The 15,279-nt window shown below is 65.3% G+C and carries 24 protein-coding genes; 12 read left to right on the top strand and 12 right to left on the bottom strand.

Annotation, left to right across the window (positions count from 1 at the left end; translation table 11 throughout):
- Positions 1 to 11: 11 nt before the first annotated feature.
- A complete protein-coding gene (locus tag ACP153_RS11770) occupies positions 12 to 1,055 on the bottom strand; it encodes an RluA family pseudouridine synthase (RefSeq protein WP_424971181.1) in 1,044 nt (347 codons plus the stop codon).
- On the opposite strand from ACP153_RS11770, the gene ACP153_RS11775 reads away from it, so the two are divergent.
- Positions 1,054 to 1,389: a DUF6476 family protein gene (locus ACP153_RS11775; RefSeq protein WP_424971182.1), complete on the top strand. Its 336-nt coding sequence runs from the start codon at positions 1,054 to 1,056 to the stop codon at positions 1,387 to 1,389. The two genes, ACP153_RS11770 and ACP153_RS11775, sit on opposite strands and share 2 nt — an antisense overlap.
- Before the next feature lie 40 nt (positions 1,390 to 1,429).
- On the opposite strand, the gene ACP153_RS11780 is transcribed toward ACP153_RS11775, so the two are convergent.
- Positions 1,430 to 2,140, bottom strand: a complete 711-nt coding sequence (locus ACP153_RS11780; RefSeq protein WP_424971183.1) for an NAD-dependent deacylase — start codon at positions 2,138 to 2,140, stop codon at positions 1,430 to 1,432.
- Between the two features lie 60 nt (positions 2,141 to 2,200).
- Here ACP153_RS11780 and ACP153_RS11785 point away from each other — a divergent pair, with 60 nt between their 5' ends.
- Positions 2,201 to 2,653 (top strand): low molecular weight protein-tyrosine-phosphatase, encoded by a 453-nt coding sequence (locus ACP153_RS11785; protein ID WP_424971184.1) that lies wholly within the window; start codon positions 2,201 to 2,203, stop codon positions 2,651 to 2,653.
- Here ACP153_RS11785 and ACP153_RS11790 read toward each other — a convergent pair.
- Together ACP153_RS11790 and ACP153_RS11795 are read right to left on the bottom strand one after the other, a co-directional pair.
- Positions 2,650 to 2,958, bottom strand: a complete 309-nt coding sequence (locus ACP153_RS11790) for a hypothetical protein (protein WP_424971185.1) — start codon at positions 2,956 to 2,958, stop codon at positions 2,650 to 2,652. The two genes, ACP153_RS11785 and ACP153_RS11790, sit on opposite strands and share 4 nt — an antisense overlap.
- Before the next feature lie 144 nt (positions 2,959 to 3,102).
- Positions 3,103 to 3,906 carry an ABC transporter permease gene (locus ACP153_RS11795; protein ID WP_424971186.1) on the bottom strand — a complete coding sequence of 268 codons (804 nt, stop codon included), beginning with the start codon at positions 3,904 to 3,906 and terminating at the stop codon, positions 3,103 to 3,105.
- Positions 3,907 to 4,071: 165 nt separating this feature from the next.
- Here ACP153_RS11795 and ACP153_RS11800 point away from each other — a divergent pair, with 165 nt between their 5' ends.
- Positions 4,072 to 4,683 carry a GcrA family cell cycle regulator gene (locus ACP153_RS11800; protein WP_424971187.1) on the top strand — a complete coding sequence of 204 codons (612 nt, stop codon included), beginning with the start codon at positions 4,072 to 4,074 and terminating at the stop codon, positions 4,681 to 4,683.
- 108 nt (positions 4,684 to 4,791) lie between these two features.
- Here the strand turns inward: ACP153_RS11800 and ACP153_RS11805 are convergent, their stop codons facing one another.
- Positions 4,792 to 5,430 (bottom strand): VPLPA-CTERM sorting domain-containing protein, encoded by a 639-nt coding sequence (locus ACP153_RS11805; protein WP_424971188.1) that lies wholly within the window; start codon positions 5,428 to 5,430, stop codon positions 4,792 to 4,794.
- A gap of 412 nt (positions 5,431 to 5,842) precedes the next feature.
- Between ACP153_RS11805 and rimO the strand changes: the two genes are divergently transcribed.
- Both rimO and cutA read left to right on the top strand, forming a co-directional pair.
- Positions 5,843 to 7,213, top strand: a complete 1,371-nt coding sequence (rimO, locus tag ACP153_RS11810; protein WP_424971189.1) for a 30S ribosomal protein S12 methylthiotransferase RimO — start codon at positions 5,843 to 5,845, stop codon at positions 7,211 to 7,213.
- A gap of 68 nt (positions 7,214 to 7,281) precedes the next feature.
- Entirely contained in the window at positions 7,282 to 7,620 is a 339-nt protein-coding gene (gene cutA, locus ACP153_RS11815; RefSeq protein WP_424971190.1) for a divalent-cation tolerance protein CutA, read from the top strand.
- Here cutA and ACP153_RS11820 read toward each other — a convergent pair.
- From ACP153_RS11820 to ACP153_RS11835, 4 genes are all read right to left on the bottom strand, one after another.
- Positions 7,617 to 7,916, bottom strand: a complete 300-nt coding sequence (locus tag ACP153_RS11820; RefSeq protein ID WP_424971191.1) for a hypothetical protein — start codon at positions 7,914 to 7,916, stop codon at positions 7,617 to 7,619. The two genes, cutA and ACP153_RS11820, sit on opposite strands and share 4 nt — an antisense overlap.
- Positions 7,917 to 7,951: 35 nt before the next feature.
- Positions 7,952 to 8,263 carry a DUF6455 family protein gene (locus ACP153_RS11825; RefSeq protein WP_424971192.1) on the bottom strand — a complete coding sequence of 104 codons (312 nt, stop codon included), beginning with the start codon at positions 8,261 to 8,263 and terminating at the stop codon, positions 7,952 to 7,954.
- A 79-nt stretch (positions 8,264 to 8,342) separates the two neighbouring features.
- A complete protein-coding gene (locus ACP153_RS11830) occupies positions 8,343 to 8,591 on the bottom strand; it encodes a DUF6455 family protein (protein WP_424971193.1) in 249 nt (82 codons plus the stop codon).
- Between the two features lie 86 nt (positions 8,592 to 8,677).
- The gene (locus ACP153_RS11835) at positions 8,678 to 9,397 is read right to left on the bottom strand and encodes a M48 family metalloprotease (protein WP_424971194.1); all 720 of its coding nucleotides are present in this window, start codon (positions 9,395 to 9,397) and stop codon (positions 8,678 to 8,680) included.
- 291 nt (positions 9,398 to 9,688) lie between these two features.
- Here ACP153_RS11835 and ACP153_RS11840 point away from each other — a divergent pair, with 291 nt between their 5' ends.
- Both ACP153_RS11840 and ACP153_RS11845 read left to right on the top strand, forming a co-directional pair.
- Entirely contained in the window at positions 9,689 to 10,117 is a 429-nt protein-coding gene (locus ACP153_RS11840; RefSeq protein WP_424971195.1) for a thiol-disulfide oxidoreductase DCC family protein, read from the top strand.
- Between the two features lie 9 nt (positions 10,118 to 10,126).
- Positions 10,127 to 10,381 carry a hypothetical protein gene (locus ACP153_RS11845; protein ID WP_424971196.1) on the top strand — a complete coding sequence of 85 codons (255 nt, stop codon included), beginning with the start codon at positions 10,127 to 10,129 and terminating at the stop codon, positions 10,379 to 10,381.
- Positions 10,382 to 10,386: 5 nt separating this feature from the next.
- Here the strand turns inward: ACP153_RS11845 and ACP153_RS11850 are convergent, their stop codons facing one another.
- The gene (locus ACP153_RS11850; RefSeq protein ID WP_424971197.1) at positions 10,387 to 10,647 is read right to left on the bottom strand and encodes a DUF167 domain-containing protein; all 261 of its coding nucleotides are present in this window, start codon (positions 10,645 to 10,647) and stop codon (positions 10,387 to 10,389) included.
- A gap of 120 nt (positions 10,648 to 10,767) precedes the next feature.
- Between ACP153_RS11850 and ACP153_RS11855 the strand changes: the two genes are divergently transcribed.
- From ACP153_RS11855 to ACP153_RS11865, 3 genes are read left to right on the top strand one after another with little or no spacing between them, the layout of a single operon-like run.
- Positions 10,768 to 11,949, top strand: coding sequence for an MFS transporter (locus ACP153_RS11855; RefSeq protein WP_424971198.1), 1,182 nt, complete (start codon positions 10,768 to 10,770; stop codon positions 11,947 to 11,949).
- 55 nt (positions 11,950 to 12,004) lie between these two features.
- On the top strand, positions 12,005 to 12,604 hold the full coding sequence (locus ACP153_RS11860) for a nitroreductase family protein (protein ID WP_424971199.1): 600 nt from the start codon (positions 12,005 to 12,007) through the stop codon (positions 12,602 to 12,604).
- Positions 12,601 to 13,296: an EI24 domain-containing protein gene (locus tag ACP153_RS11865; protein ID WP_424971200.1), complete on the top strand. Its 696-nt coding sequence runs from the start codon at positions 12,601 to 12,603 to the stop codon at positions 13,294 to 13,296. The genes ACP153_RS11860 and ACP153_RS11865 overlap by 4 nt, the downstream gene beginning before the upstream one ends.
- Positions 13,297 to 13,373: 77 nt before the next feature.
- Here the strand turns inward: ACP153_RS11865 and ACP153_RS11870 are convergent, their stop codons facing one another.
- Entirely contained in the window at positions 13,374 to 13,661 is a 288-nt protein-coding gene (locus ACP153_RS11870) for a DUF1467 family protein (protein WP_424971201.1), read from the bottom strand.
- A gap of 4 nt (positions 13,662 to 13,665) precedes the next feature.
- Positions 13,666 to 14,070: a methylmalonyl-CoA epimerase gene (gene mce / locus ACP153_RS11875; protein WP_424971202.1), complete on the bottom strand. Its 405-nt coding sequence runs from the start codon at positions 14,068 to 14,070 to the stop codon at positions 13,666 to 13,668.
- Positions 14,071 to 14,200: 130 nt separating this feature from the next.
- On the opposite strand from mce, the gene ACP153_RS11880 reads away from it, so the two are divergent.
- Positions 14,201 to 14,905, top strand: coding sequence for a response regulator (locus ACP153_RS11880; protein ID WP_424971203.1), 705 nt, complete (start codon positions 14,201 to 14,203; stop codon positions 14,903 to 14,905).
- Positions 14,906 to 15,124: 219 nt separating this feature from the next.
- Positions 15,125 to 15,277: a hypothetical protein gene (locus ACP153_RS11885; protein WP_424971204.1), complete on the top strand. Its 153-nt coding sequence runs from the start codon at positions 15,125 to 15,127 to the stop codon at positions 15,275 to 15,277.
- Positions 15,278 to 15,279: the final 2 nt, after the last annotated feature.

The following is a 15,279-nucleotide window of genomic DNA, read 5'->3' on the forward strand; positions in this document are numbered from 1 at the left end:
ACAATCGCAATTCAGGCGCTGAGCGCGGTCAGGAGATCGGCCATATCTGCGGGCATTGGGGCGGCGAAGGACAAGGTCTCGCCGGTGACAGGGTGGACGAATCCAAGGGTTCGCGCATGTAGCGCCTGCCGCGGGAATTGGTCGACGGCCTCCAAAGCGCTTTTCTGAAAGCTCTTTGTAGACAGCCGCTTACGCCCACCATAGACCGGATCCCCGATCAGGGCATGGCCGATATGGGCCAGATGAACGCGGATCTGATGCGTGCGCCCGGTCTCAAGCCAACAGGCCAGATGGGCGGCACCGGCAGGCGCGCCGAACCGCGCCTCGACCCGGGCGCGGGTGACCGCGTGACGGCCCTGCCCCTCGGCCACGACCGCCTGTTTCTGGCGATCTGTGCGGTGGCGCGCAATGGGTGCGCGCAAGCACATCACGCCGCCGGGCTCGAACCGAACCATGGGCAGACCGCGCAAGCGGGGGTCCGACGCCTCCGGCACGCCATAGACCAGCGCGTCATAAATCCGGTCCACGCTATGGGCGGCGAATTGCGCCGCGAGCCCCTGATGGGCGCGGTCGGATTTCGCCACGACCAGAAGGCCCGAGGTCTCCTTGTCGATCCGGTGGACGATGCCCGGACGCTTCTCGCCGCCGATCCCCGAGAGGCTGTCGCCGCAATGGTGCAAGAGCGCGTTGACCAGCGTTCCCGACGGGCTGCCCGGGGCGGGGTGAACCACCACGCCCGCAGGCTTGTTGACCACGATCAGCTCTGCATCCTCATGGACCACCTCGAGCGGGATCGCTTCGGGCAGGAGCGCGACCTCCTCCGGTGCGCCGAGCCGCAGGGTCAACACATCGCCCTCGGCCACCCGCGCCTTGGGGCTCGCGAGCACCTCTGCCCCGCGCCGCACATCCCCGCCCTCGATCAGCTTGACGAGACGCGAGCGCGACAGGCCGCGCCCCTCTGGCACATCCCGCGCGAGGGCCTTATCAAGTCGGGACGGCGGGTCGGCCTGGACCTCTACCGTAATTTCCTCGCTGGCCTCAAAGGTGCCTGACATGCGCGATGACCCGTCCAATTCGGGGGCCGAACCCGGCCCGGACCTGCCGGAACCGGCCAATCTGCGGTTCCTGCGGCGGTTGGTGACCGTCTTGACGGTCGTGATGATTGCCGGGGTCGTAACGGTAATTGCCTTGCTTGTCATCCGTTTGAAAGCGCCCGTGGCCCCCGTTCTGCCGAGTGCGATCGCGTTGCCAGACGGGGTGGCAGCGGAGGCGGTGACGTTCGGCCAGGGCTGGACCGCTGTGGTAGCAGGCGATGAGATCCTGATCTTTGACAGCTTGGATGGGACCTTGCTCCAACGGATCGCGGTGGATCTGCCGCGCGCGGAGTAGCGCGCGGGGCGCGCTGCCTTCGGCGAGGGTATTTGAAGACTTAAGAGGAGCCCGAGCTCCCCTCCAGCAACTCCGCGACCCAGGCCGGGACGATCTCGGTCGCCGGACCGTAGCGGGCATCCGTGAAGAGCCCGCTGCCGGAGGAGGGTTCGAGGTTCAGCTCGAGGGTCGGGATGCCCACGATGCGTGCCTCTTGGACGAAACCGGCCGCGGGATAGACCTCACCGCTCGTGCCGATGGAGACGAAGAGCTCCGCCATTTGGAGGGCGGTCTCGATCGCTTCCATGTGGTAGGGGATCTCGCCAAACCAGACGATATCCGGGCGCGTGGCGGGCTGGGCACAGGCCGGACATGGGTCCGCAGGGTCCATCGCCCGCGGCGCGGTCCAGCGGTGGCCGCAGGAAGCGCAGAGCGCGCTGGTCAGCTCGCCATGCATGTGGATCACCTCCCGCGCGCCCGCCCGTTCCAAGAGGTCATCCACGTTTTGGGTCACGAGAGTGAGATCGGCGCCCCAGGCCGCCTGAAGCTGGGATAGGGCCTCATGGGCGGCATTGGGCTGTGCTTCAAGACAATTGGCGCGGCGGGCGTTGTAGAACCCGTGGACCTTGGCCGGGTCCATGGCGAACCCTTCCGGTGTGGCCACTTCGGAGAGGTCGTATTTGGTCCAGAGCCCATCCTTGTCGCGAAAGGTCCCGAGCCCGCTTTCCGCGGACAGACCTGCGCCGCTCAGAATGACAATCCGCTTGGGCATGGCTGCTCCCTTCGCTACCCTCTCCGGGAGCTAGCAAAGGGGCGCCGCGCGCGATTGTCCATGAGTGTTTCCATTCTCTTCGTTTGTCTTGGCAATATCTGCCGCTCGCCCACAGCCGAGGGAGTGTTTCGGCATCTGGCCGAGGCGGTGGGCGCGGATGTCACCTGTGACAGCGCGGGAACGTCGAACTGGCATGTGGGTGGCCCACCCGATGGCCGGGCCGTAGCCGAGGCGCGCCGCCGGGGGATCGACCTGAGCGGGTTGCGCGCTCGTCAGGTCACGCCGGAGGACTTCACCCGGTTTGACCTGATCTATGGGATGGATCGCAGCAATATCGCCAATCTCGAGGCGCTGCGTCCCGCGGGCAATGAAACGCCCGTCGCGCTCTTTCTCAGCGAACGGAGTGGGGCGGGCCCCTATGAGGTGCCCGATCCCTATTACGAGGACAACTTCCCGGAGGTGTTCGACATGCTCTCGGACGCCTCGCGCGGGTTGCTGGCGCGCCTCGCCTAGCCGCAGGCGTTCTGAGCAACTGCCCCGAACTCGCGGTAACGATCCCAGAATTTCTCGTCCGAGGCGCGATCCGATTGGCGGATCTCCTGCGCGCGATGGGGTTCGGCGAAGAACTTCGCCGCCTTGCGCTGGTCAGATCCGCTGAGCGTCATATTCGCGATATTCTGGATACAGCCGCAAAGCGCGCCATTGGCCGCGCGCCGTCCCGACGACATGCAGGCCCGCTCGATCGAGCCCGCCTGTGCCGCTGTGCTGCTCAGGGACAGTGCGGTGACGCCTGTCACGCTGCCCAGAGCCAAAGTCATGCATAGTCCAAATAGTGCCGTGCGCATTCTGCTCACCTGCCATTAAGTTGCTCTGCCTCGCACCGGGAGCCGCCCTTGGGGGTCTGATACCTCCCGGAGCCTTAAGACTAGCTTGATTTGCAGGAAATCTCAATCATCTGGCGATCACGGTTTCAGGCGATAGCCCGAGCGGAAGAAGGCCCAGCAGGTCACCAAAATCGCGAGGGCCACACTGGCGCAGACCGCGAGCCCCAGCCAGGGCGAGCTGTCGGAGACGCCGAGCACCCCGTAGCGCACCCCGTCGATCATATAGAACATCGGGTTGATATGGCTGAGGGTCTGCATGAGCGGGGGCAGCGCCTCGAGCGAATAGAAGGTGCCAGAGAGGAAGCTGAGCGGTGTGATGACGAAATTGGTGATTGCCGCCATCTGGTCGAATTTGTTGGCATAGATCGCCGCGATCATGCCGAGCCCGCCGAGCACCGTCGCTCCGAGCAGGACAAAGACCAGGACCCAAAGGGGATGCGCGACGCTGATCCCCAGGAGCAGGACCATGGCCAAAAGGATCACGACACCAACGAGCAGCCCGCGCCCGATCCCGCCGATGACATAGCCCGCGACAAGCTCTGCCGCCGAAAGAGGCGGCATCAGCGTGTCGACGATATTGCCCTGCACCTTGGCCACCATGATCGAGCTCGAGGTGTTGGCAAAGGCGTTCTGGATCACCGTCATCATCAGGATTCCCGGCGCCAGGAAATGCATGAAGGGCACGCCCATCACCTCGCCGCGCCGGGGACCAATGGCGAGGTTGAAGATCAGGATGAACAGCCCCGCCGTGACCAGTGGCCCGGCCACGGTCTGGGTCCAGACGGCCATGAAGCGGCGCATCTCGCGCTCGGCCAGAGTGGCCACGCCGAGCCAGTTCACGCGGCCAAATCGGCGCGTCCCCATATCAGGTGTCGTCTTCATCGGGGTCCTTTCTGCGCGTCAGGGGCCTGTCGCGTTGCGGTTGCAGGTCGCGGGTCCTTGTATCCTCGGATGCGGTGGCTAAAATAGAGGGAGATTGGAAAACTCCAAGGGGCGGGGTTGGGTCATTCGGCCCGACCCCGTCCTTTGTGCATACCCGAGGTGGATATGTCCTGGACTGACGAGCGCGTTGAAATACTCAAGACGATGTGGGGCGAAGGCAAGAGTGCCAGCCAGATCGCAAAAGAGCTGGGCGGTGTGACGCGCAATGCGGTGATCGGCAAGGTGCACCGGCTGGGTCTGTCGAATCGCAATGGCGGGGGCGGCAGTGCTGCGAGCAAACCAGCGGAGCCAGCCCCGCGCGAGACCGCAGAAGCCGCGCCGAAGCCTGCCAAGCCAGCGGCCAAGGCGCCGACGCCGGAACCTGCGAATGCTGCGCCCAAGGCGGAGCCTGCCGCGCGCCCGGCGGCCGAAGCTCCCGCAACGCCGATCCCGCCGCGCCGAACAATCGTGCCCGCGGGCCAGCCCTTGCCGCCGCAACCTTCGGCCAATGAGATCAGCCCCGAGGCGCTCGCTTCGGTGCGCGAGGTCGAAAAGAAAGCCCGAAAGCTGAACCTGATGGAATTGACCGAGCGGACCTGCAAATGGCCGATTGGGGATCCGGCCACGGATGAGTTCTGGTTCTGCGGCTTGCCGGTGCAGGCGGGCAAGCCCTATTGCGAGGCCCATGTGGGCGTGGCGTTCCAGCCCATGTCCTCGCGGCGGGATCGCCGTCGCTGACACGACGGCGCGGACGCGCACAGCCCATACCCACGAAAAAAGGCGCCCCACGAGGCGCCTTTTGTTTTGCAGTGATCGATGGCCCATGTGGGCCACCTTGGGTCTGGCTCAGGCGGCCTTGCGGCGGCGCGCAGCAACACCCAGCCCGCCGATCCCGGCCAGCAGGAGCAGCGCGGGCGCCGGAAGCGGCACGGCAGAGACCTGGATATTGTCGATGGCGCCGGACTGGTTGCCGAAGTCAAACGTGATCTCGGTGACGTTGAAGAAGTTCGTCGTCACTTCAGCGAACTGGTTGTCCGCCCCCACATTCACCATCACGCTGTCGCCCTGATCGGTGGACACGGTCAGGGTCACGTCGTCATAGGCCTCGAACCCCAGCAGGTTCACAGCGGAATCAAAAGCGAAGGTGATCGAGCCGCCAGCCCCCTCGTCATCGGGGTCAGAGCTGTCGCCATCCTCGGAAATGATCAGCACATTGCCCGGGTTGCTCACGCCCCCCATGCCGTCATTGAACGGCGCGGCGAGGTCGCCATCGTCGCCCGAGGCGTTGTTCGTGTCAAAGACCATGGCGATGTCGAAGGCGCCATTGCTGTTGACACTGATGTCGTAGCCGATCCCATCCACTTCGAGCGTGTTCAGACCGCTGAGGATGTCACCGGCGTTGAACTCTTCGAAGCCGATATTGGCGGCATGGGCGCCGGAGGCCGCCAGAACGGCACCGGCAATCGCGGTTGCAAGGAATTTCATTACTGTCTCCACTCATACTACACTTGCTGTCTTTATGAGGATTTTCGGAGAAATCAAAATAAACTATTCGTTGATTGGTTACCCGTGCAGGGACTGCCTTGGCTTTGGGCAAAACAACGGCGCGGAGAGCCGGCCAAGATCGACTATGCGATTGAAAATAATTTGTTTTTCTTGGTTAACACCGTTATTACAGCACTGACTCTCCGACGGAGATGCAGCCTGCAACAATCGGCAAAGTTCAACGAAACCGTTCGCGCAATTCAAATTGCCGTGCGCTCGGCACGATAAAAGCCGAGAAAAGGCCCCGCGATCCGGAATGACCTAACGTAAGGCAGAACACGCCTGACCACGGAAAAGCCCCCGCAGTCAACAAGCCCTTCCCGACCAGCGCGGACCGGCATATATCCCCCGCATGACCCAGAACCCGCCCGATCTTCGCCCGGACCTCGCCCCGACCATGCGGCTCGACGCTGCTGCGCGCCCGGGACAACCCACCATCGGCATGGTCAGCCTCGGCTGCCCCAAGGCCTTGGTGGATAGCGAACGGATCCTGACGCGCCTGCGCGCGGAGGGCTATGCGATCAGCCCGGATTACAATGGAGCCGAGGCGGTGATCGTGAACACTTGCGGGTTTCTGGACAGTGCCAAGGCCGAAAGCCTGGAGGCGATCGGCGAGGCGCTGAATGAAAATGGGCGCGTGATCGTGACCGGCTGTCTCGGGGCGGAGCCTGACTATATCACCGGCCATCACCCGAGCGTGCTCGCCGTCACCGGCCCGCACCAATACGAACAGGTGCTCGATGCGGTTCACAAGGCCGTCCCACCCAGCCCGGACCCGTTCATCGACCTGCTGCCGGCCTCCGGGGTCAGCCTGACACCGCGCCATTTCAGCTATCTGAAGATCTCCGAAGGCTGCAATCACAAGTGCAAGTTCTGCATCATCCCGGATATGCGCGGCAAACTGGCGAGCCGCCCCGCCCATGCGGTGCTGCGCGAGGCGGAGAAGCTGGTCGAGGCCGGGGTGCGCGAGCTTCTGGTGATCAGCCAGGACACCTCGGCTTACGGTGTCGATATCCGCCATGCGGAGGATCGCGGCCACCGCGCCCATATCACCGATCTGGCGCGCGATCTGGGATCGCTCGGGGCCTGGGTGCGGTTGCATTACGTCTATCCCTACCCCCATGTGCGCGACCTGATCCCGCTCATGGCCGAGGGTCGGGTGCTGCCTTATCTCGACATCCCCTTCCAGCACGCCCATCCCGACACGCTCCGACGCATGGCCCGGCCAGCGGCGGCGGCCCGCACTCTGGATGAGATCTCAGCCTGGCGCGAGATCTGCCCGGAGATCACCCTGCGCTCGACTTTCATCGTCGGCTATCCCGGTGAGACCGAGGCGGAATTCGAAACCCTGCTCGACTGGCTCGACGAGGCGCAGCTCGACCGTGTGGGCTGCTTTCAATACGAGAATGTGGATGGCGCGCGCTCCAACGCCCTGCCCGATCACGTCCCGGCAGAGGTCAAGCATGAGCGGTGGGAGCGCTTCATGGAGAAGGCGCAAGCCATCTCCGAAGCCAAGCTCGCCGCCAAGGTCGGACAGACGCTTGACGTGATCGTGGATGAGGTGGATGCCGAGGCCGCGACCTGCCGGACCAAGGCAGATGCTCCGGAAATCGATGGCAACCTCTTCATAGACGAAGGGTTCGAGGCGCTCTCCCCCGGCGACATCCTGACCGTCGAGGTGGAGGAAGCTTCGGAATATGATCTTTGGGGGCGCCCGATCTAGGCCCCTACCCCGGCCCCGACCGACCTGCCCCGCGTCTGCGCGAGGCCTTATCCTGACCGGAGGCACCCATGCCGGAGACTGCACGACCCGCCGATACCCCGCTGCACCTGTCCGTGACCTGCCCGGATGAGGAGACCGCCCGGCTCCTGGGCCGTCGCGCTCTCTCGGCGCGGCTTGTGGCCTGCGCCAATATCCTGCCAGGCCTGTCGAGCCTCTATTGGTGGCAGGGCACGCTCTGCGAGGACAGCGAGGCGATCCTGAGTTTCAAGACGCTGGAGCGGCACCGCCCGGCGCTCACCGCGCTGATCGCGCAGGGCCATCCCTATGACCTGCCAGCGATCACATGGACCGAGGTCGGGATGTCGGATGAGCTGGCCGACTGGGTCCGGACAGAGACAAGCGACTAGCGCCGCGGTACGGTAAAGAGCGTATAGCCGTCCAAAGTGGTCAGGAGGATCCCACCGGTCTCGGCAGCGAAGCTGTCGGCCTCCGGGCTGCCCGCAGGGCATCCCACGAGATCCGCGGCATCATCGAGATAGGTGTTGGTGGCGGCGGTCTCGCCCACCCGCTGGCAGGCGTCCTCGGCACTGCGATAGCCGCCGAAGAGCGGCAGCTCCGTGTCCGGCACAGGAGCCGGTTGCATCGAGCAAGCCGCCAGGAGGACAGCCGCGCCGCCCGGAAACAGGAACGCGTTGGGCGCCATGATCAATCCTCCCGGTGACCCGAAAACCGCCTCGGCTAGGCGATCTTCGTCTTCAGCTCCGTCATCCGTGCCCGGTTCAGGCAGGGTTCCGGAGCGCTATCGGATTTCTGGTCCACCACGTCAAGCCACCGATGGCAGCCCTCGGCCCAGGCGCAGCCGCGGCAGCGATTGACCATGGCGGCCCAATCGTCTTGATCGAGCGCGCCTTGATGCATGGCCTCGGCCAGATCGAGCCCCGAGGTCTTGGCCATCCGCTGGATCAGCCAGAAATGCTCGGTGGTGTCGCCCAGTTTCTGTGGGCAAGGCGAGTCCTGGGTGGAATGGGCAAGTTTCAGAGCAGCGGTCATATGCGGGTCCCCATGGGTCGAGCCCGGGCGAGCCCGGGTTGGCGTCTGCGCGCCTGTGAGACGGATCAGTCTGGCGGCGTTACTGCAGTTTCTCGAAGGTTTCGCGGTTTCTGCAGTAGCTGGGCGCGGTCTTGAGCGAGGCAGTCGTCTCCAGAAGACGCGCACAGGATTCAGGGTTGGTGCAGGTGGTGCAGCGCAGCACGAGATCCGGGATCAGGTCCGGCGAAACCTCGCCACGCAGGACGGCTTCCTCGAGATCGACGCCCACATGGTCCGACATCCGGTCCACAAGGCTGGCATGTTTGCGAAGAACGCGATCGTTTTGCATGTCGTCAGACTCCTGTCACTGACCGAAGTCTGACCGGTCGCGCTGCTGCCGACCTTGAGCCAGATCAAACTGCCGCGCCCGTTGCCCTAAAGCGTGGCTGCGACCTGCCGGACGACCTCAATTCGGGCCGCATTGGGCGGGTGACTGCCCAGAAACTGATCACCCGGGTCCGGAATGCGGGTGAAGAACACCGCGCCGCGCAAGGGATCATAGCCCGCCGCATCGGCGATTACCGTGCCGAGCGCATCGGCTTCGAGCTCGTTTTGCTTGCTATAGGTCCGCGCGCCCACAAAGGCCCCGGCCTGGGTCGCCTGTTCAACCGCCGCCTGGCGCACGGAATCCGAGGCCCCCGAGGTCGCGATCGAGGCAAGCGTGCCAAAGACAATCGCCCCGAGCCCGGCATTCGCCTCGGTCTGGGCCAGATGCCCGGCGATATGGTGGGCCGCCTCATGGCCCATGACAAAGGCCAGCTCATCCTGATTGCGGGCCTCTGCGATCAGCGCCACGGTGAACACGATCAGCGGATTGCCCTCTGCGTCCAGGGTATGGAATGCGTTGACCGGCTGGCCCGGGCGGGTATCCACCTGGATCAGGAAATCGCAATTGGTGTTCCGCGTCCGGCTCCGGCACTGGGCTTCGGCGACAGGTTCCACCCGGCGCACAACCGCATCGAAATTCGCAACCGCCTGATCCACCGAAAGACGGGTCGCCGCATCCGTAGCCTGGGAAGAGGGGGCACGGGGCGCTGAGGGAGCGACGCTGCACCCGGCGAGGGCCAGAACCGTCAGGATCCCGAAAATGCGCATCACTCTTGCCTCCCGAACCGATACTCGTCTGCCTAAATAGGCATTTCATCGCGCAACGCCAGACTGGTGCAACCCTGACGCGCGGGCTCTTGCTGATTTACGCCTCGTATTCAGGCCCAGCAACCGGGGGATTCGGCAACAATACCCCGAGACTCGGGCCATTTTGCACAGCTGCACCCGGGACAGGCGGGTCCTCCCGGTGGTGCGCGCGCAGGCGCCCGGAAAGCCTGTCACTGGGTCTTGGCCGCCGCTGCCCGCGCCCTAGCTCGTGCCGCGAAGGGAGATCCCGAGATGCCTGACCCAGCCCCCAAACCCGTCGACGAGACACCGGAAACCGCGGTCCTTTACAACGCGGAATGCGCCGTCTGCCGGTTCGAGATCATCCATTACGAGCGCTACTCTGAGAACAATTCTCTGCCCATTGAGTTTGAGGACCTGAACCAGACGGATCTCAATCCCTGGGGACTGACCCAGGATCAGGCTGCCCGACGGCTCTATCTGCGCAAGAACGGTGAGATGCTCAGCGGCATTCCCGCCTTCCTCGTTCTCTGGCAGGACATGCCCCGCTATCGCTGGCTGGCGCGGGTCGTGGGCCTGCCCGGTATCCGCCAGGTCGCTTGCCTGGTCTATGACCGCCTGCTTGCGCCAATTTTGTACCACCGCCAGCGTCACCGTTATGCAGGTGCAGAAAAATCTGGAAATGGACCGGTGCAGCAGTAGAGTTGAGCCATGTTTACAATCGAACACGACTTTGATTCGACGATCGTGACCTTGGTGGATGAGGGCAAAACGCCCCTGACCGAAGACGTGATCGTCCATGCGTTCGAAGAATGCGTCACGATTGAGCAATATGATCCCCGCACCGAAGAGACCCTGCGCATCACCCTGTCGATTTCGCAGTTGAACGATCTGGGCGCAGCCCTCGATCTGCCCGAGGGGGTGTACCGGCTCAAGCGGAGCGAGACCACGCGTCAGGACGCCTGACGCCCTCACTCGGGCGCGATTTCGAACACTTTGATCCGGTGGGTTTGTCCCTGCACCAACCGCAAGCGCCCCGGCGCGATGCCCAGCGAGTCAGCCAGCAGCCGTGCGACCGCCGCCGTGGCGCGGCCCTTTTCCGGCGCCGCAGTCACCCGCACGCGGATCGGGTCGGCCTCGAGGTCGATCCCGGGGCGTTTGGACCGCGGCACGGCCTTGACCGTCAGGCGAGCGCCGGGCCGGGCGAGATGGCGGAGATCGGGCTGAGACATGGGGCGAGCCTGCGCGGAACGCCGGTTGTGACGCAAGGTTTCAGCGGCGTGATGCGCTGAATTGACAAGGCGCGCGGGGCGCGGCCTACAGTCCCGGACACTCGTCCCGGAGACCCTGTCATGCGCCCCGCCCTCCACGCTGTCCTGGCCTTGTTCCTGCTCAACGGCGCGCTCTTTGGCAGCTGGGCCGCGCGCATCCCCGCCTTCAAGGAGCGTTTCGCCCTGAGCCCCGATGCGCTCGGGGTTCTGCTCCTCTGTCTCGCTGGGGGCGCCATCCTCGCCTTCCCGGCTGCAGGACGGATCATCGACCGGCAGGGGCCGGAACAGCTCAGCAAAATCCTCGCCGTGGCCTACTGCCTTGCCCTACCCGCCCTGGCGGCGGCGCCGGATCCGATCTTGCTGGCGGTGGCGCTTTTGGTGTTCGGCGCCTGTTTCGGGGCGATGGATGTGGCGATGAATGCCTGGGGGGCGGAGGTGGAGACCGCGCGCGGCAAACCGCTCCTGCCGCAGCTTCACGCGGTGTTCAGCCTCGGCGCCGGGCTGGGGGCCGCCGGGGGCGGGCTGGCCGTGGCCGCCGGGCTCACTCCGCTGGCGCATTTCACGCTGGTCGCGGTGGCGCTGGGGATCCTGACGGTGCCCTTTGCCCTGCGGGGGCCCGCGACCCCACGGGCGACCGGGGCAACGGATCAAGGGACCGCCCCCGCGCGCGGCCCGATCCTGCCCACGGGCGCGCTCCTGCTGGTGGGGTTGATCGCCGGGGGCACCGGGCTCAGCGAAGCCGCCGTCGCGGATTGGAGCGCGGTTTATCTGCGCATCGTCAACGAGGCCCCGCCAGCCATCGCCGCCCTCGGGTTCGCGGCCTTCTCGACCACCATGGTGATCGTGCGGCTCAGCGGTGGCTGGATCGTCGCGCGGCTGGGGGCGGTGCTGGCAACGCGGCTCTCCGGGCTTTGCCTCGCCTTCGGCACGGCGATCGTGGTGGCCGCCACCGGCAGTCTGCCCGTGCTTGGGGGCTTCGCGGTGATGGGGTGCGGCGCGGCCCTCGTCATGCCGCTCGCCTTCGCCCGGGCGGCGGCCGACCCGCGCATTGCCCCGGGAACCGCCATCGCCCAGGTCGCCCTGATCGGGTATGGCGGCTTGCTGCTCGGCCCGCCCCTGATCGGCTTCATCGCAGCGCGCAGCGACTACCCGACCGCGTTCCTGCTGCTGCTCGCACTGGGGCTTCTGGTGGCGCTTCTGGCCCCGGCTCTGCGTGCCCCCCTTGAAGCGCGCCGCGAAAACCCCGAGGTAACGGAGGAGTGAGCGCGCCTCCCCCGCGCCACCACCCAAGCCGTCAGTCCGACCGAGAAAGCCCTTTATGACCAGTTCTGCCCTGCCTCCGCTGAGCCCGCGCCCCGACGTGATGGAGTTTCTGCTGACCCGCCGCTCGCGCCCGGCCAAGACCCTGCGCGCGCCCTATCCGGACCGGGCCACGGTCGAGACCTTTCTGACCGCTGCCGCGCGGACACCGGACCATGGCAAGCTGGAGCCCTGGCGGTTCATCGTGCTGCAGGCTGCGGCGCTGACCCGGCTGGCCGCTCTGACCGAGACCCGGGGCACCGCTTTGGGGCAGGAGCCCGAAAAGGTCGCCAAGGCCAAGGCCGCCTTTGCCGATGCGGGCTGCGTGGTGGCTGTGATCGCGGCGCCGAAAGCCTCGGAAAAGATCCCCGCCTATGAGCAGGACCTCTCGGCAGGGGCGGCCTGCCTCGCGCTGGTCAATGCCGCGCTTGCCTCGGGTTGGGGCGCCAACTGGCTGACCGGGTTCATGGCCCATGATGCCGCATTCGGGATCGAGGGGCTCGGCCTCGCACCGACCGAGCGGGTCGCAGGCTTCATCCATCTGGGCACCGAGACCGTCGCCCCACCGGAGCGCCCGCGCCCGGATATCGCGGCCCTGACCAAATGGGTGGATTCATGATCCCGCTCATCTATTCCAAGGCGATCGGCCAGCTGCCCGATCCGGCCTTTCGGCGGGTGCTACTGATCGGGATCGGGGCGACCGTCGGGCTCTTGGTGGCGATCACATGGATCTTCACGCTGGTGCTCGGCTGGCTCGTGCCCGACGCCTTGACCCTTCCCTTCATCGGCGAGATCACCTGGCTGGACGATCTGGCCTCGGGCCTCGGCATCCTCAGCATGCTGGGCCTGTCGGTCTTTCTCATGGTGCCTGTGGCCTCGGCCTTCACCGGGCTCTTTCTCGAGGACATCGCCGATGCGGTGGAGACGCGGCACTATCCCGGCCTCAGCCCCGCGCCCAAGGTGCCCTTCGGCGAGGCGTTACGCGATACATTCGGCTTTCTCGGCGTGTTGGTGGTCGCAAACCTCGCGGCCTTCGCGCTCTATCTGATGTTCATCCCGCTCGCGCCCCTGATCTTCTGGGGGTTGAACGGGTTCCTGCTCGGTCGGGAATACTTTCAGGTCACTGCCATGCGGCGGCTCGGGCGCGAAGGCGCCGCGCAGATGCGCAAACGCCATATGCTGAAGATCTGGGTCGCCGGGGTGCCCATGGCGATGGTGCTCTCCCTGCCGCTCATCAACCTGATCATCCCGGTCATCGGGGCTGCGGCTTTCACCCATCTCTATCACCGGCTCGCCGCGCAAGAGGTCTGAGCCCTCCTGCCCCCAACCCATGAAATAAGCCTCGGCCCAGATTTGTGCCGAGGCTTTCGCGTCTCCGGGAGGCTGGCTTACTCCAGCCGCTCCAACCCGCCGCCGAAGCGGTTGAACAGGTCGAAATCATCCACCGTGATCCAACCGGCCACGATCACATAGACCGCCGGGATCCAGAGCAGAACCGCAACGATCGAGGTGATCTTGACCTTGCGCCGCATGTCGATGCGCGCCGGAGCGCCCGCGGGCGTGCCCATGGTGACCTTGCCCTCATCGCCCTGGGTCCTCATCCGGATCGGCAGGACGATGAACAGGGTCATGAACCAGATGACAGCCAGCAGAACGAGCGCCGAGGTGATTTGCATGGGCTCAGACCTGCTCCAGCTCGACCAGGGTGCCGTTGAAATCCTTGGGATGCAGGAAGAGCACCGGCTTGCCATGGGCGCCGATCTTCGGCTCCCCCGTGCCCAGCACCCGCGCGCCCTCTGCGCTCAGTTTGTCGCGGGCCGCGAGGATGTCGTCCACCTCGTAGCAGATGTGGTGAATGCCGCCCGAGGGGTTCTTTTCGAGAAAGCCCGCGATCGGAGAGGCCTCGCCCAGCGGGTAGAGCAGCTCGATCTTGGTGTTGGGCAGCTCGATGAAGACCACGGTCACCCCGTGATCGGGCTCATCCTGAGGCGCGCCGACCTTGGCGCCGAGCGTGTTGGCGTATTGCGCCGAGGCGGCTTCGAGATCCGGGACGGCGATGGCAACGTGGTTCAGGCGACCGATCATAACTGGCTCCAACTGTGACTGGTTTGGCGCGGTTATGGCCTGTCACCCCCTTGTGAGCAAGGCGCAGAGGGTCGCGTTTACCACTCATTAGGGAAGGTGACGCAGTCTTTAGGGAGATTCGGAGGACCCTATGGACGATACCGCTGCCCTGCTCTCCGCTGCGCCCCGACCGACAGCCAACCGTCCCCTGCTGGGGGTGACCATTCTGCTGGTCGAAGACAGCCGCTACGCATCCGAAGCGATGCGCCTTTTGTGCCTGCGCTCAGGCGCCCGATTGCGGCGTGCCGATTGCCTGGCCTCGGCCCGACGGCATTTGCGGATGTATTGCCCCACCGTGGCGATCGTGGATCTCGGCCTGCCGGATGGCGCGGGCGAGGACCTGATCGCAGAGCTTGCGCAGGCCCAGCCGCGCCTGCCCGCGATCCTCGGGTTCAGCGGGGATCTCAGCGGCGAGGATTGCGCCATCGCCGCCGGGGCCGACGGGTTTCTCGCCAAGCCCCTGACCCGGATCGCGGAGTTTCAGGCCGCGGTGCTGGCCCATCTGCCGAAGGACGCCCAACCGAAAGGCCCCCGCGCGATCACCGAGACCGAGATCTGCCCGGACACACTGGCCCTGCAGGATGATCTGGCCCATGCGCAGGACCTGCTGCTGGATGAGGATGACCCGATCCAGCGGGCTTATTCGGCGCAATTCCTCCACGGGTTGGCCGTGGCGGCCAAGGACACGCCACTTGCCGAAGCCGCCAAGACCCTCGCCGCGCAAGGGGACCGGGACAGTCTGACAGCAGTGCGCGCCATGCTCGAAGACCGAATCGCCACCCGGGTGGCCATCTAGGAACCTGCCTCGCAATCAAGCGCTTACAGCGCAAACTTGTCACACTTGCGACACACCTGTGTCACGAGATGGCCCAATCATCGCCTCACGGGTCCCAATTCGAGCTGATGGCGCTAAGCAGAAAGCTCGAAGGCAACGACCTCGAGCAGTCAATAAGGGAACACTCCGATGCCCAAGCGCTGGAACACCGCCCGTTCAGCGCCCCGGACAGAGCGGCCCATGGCCACTGTCGGGGCGAATATCATCCTCGGTCTCGCCATGTTGGCGGCGATCCTGATCGGCACCTCAGATATTTCGATCCGGTCCATCACCTCGGATCTCGGCGCCACCGAAGATGTGCAGGGCACGCTTGTGCCGCACAATCCCGACTAAGA

Source organism: Dinoroseobacter sp. S76, from assembly GCF_049801095.1.
GTDB lineage: Bacteria > Pseudomonadota > Alphaproteobacteria > Rhodobacterales > Rhodobacteraceae > Dinoroseobacter.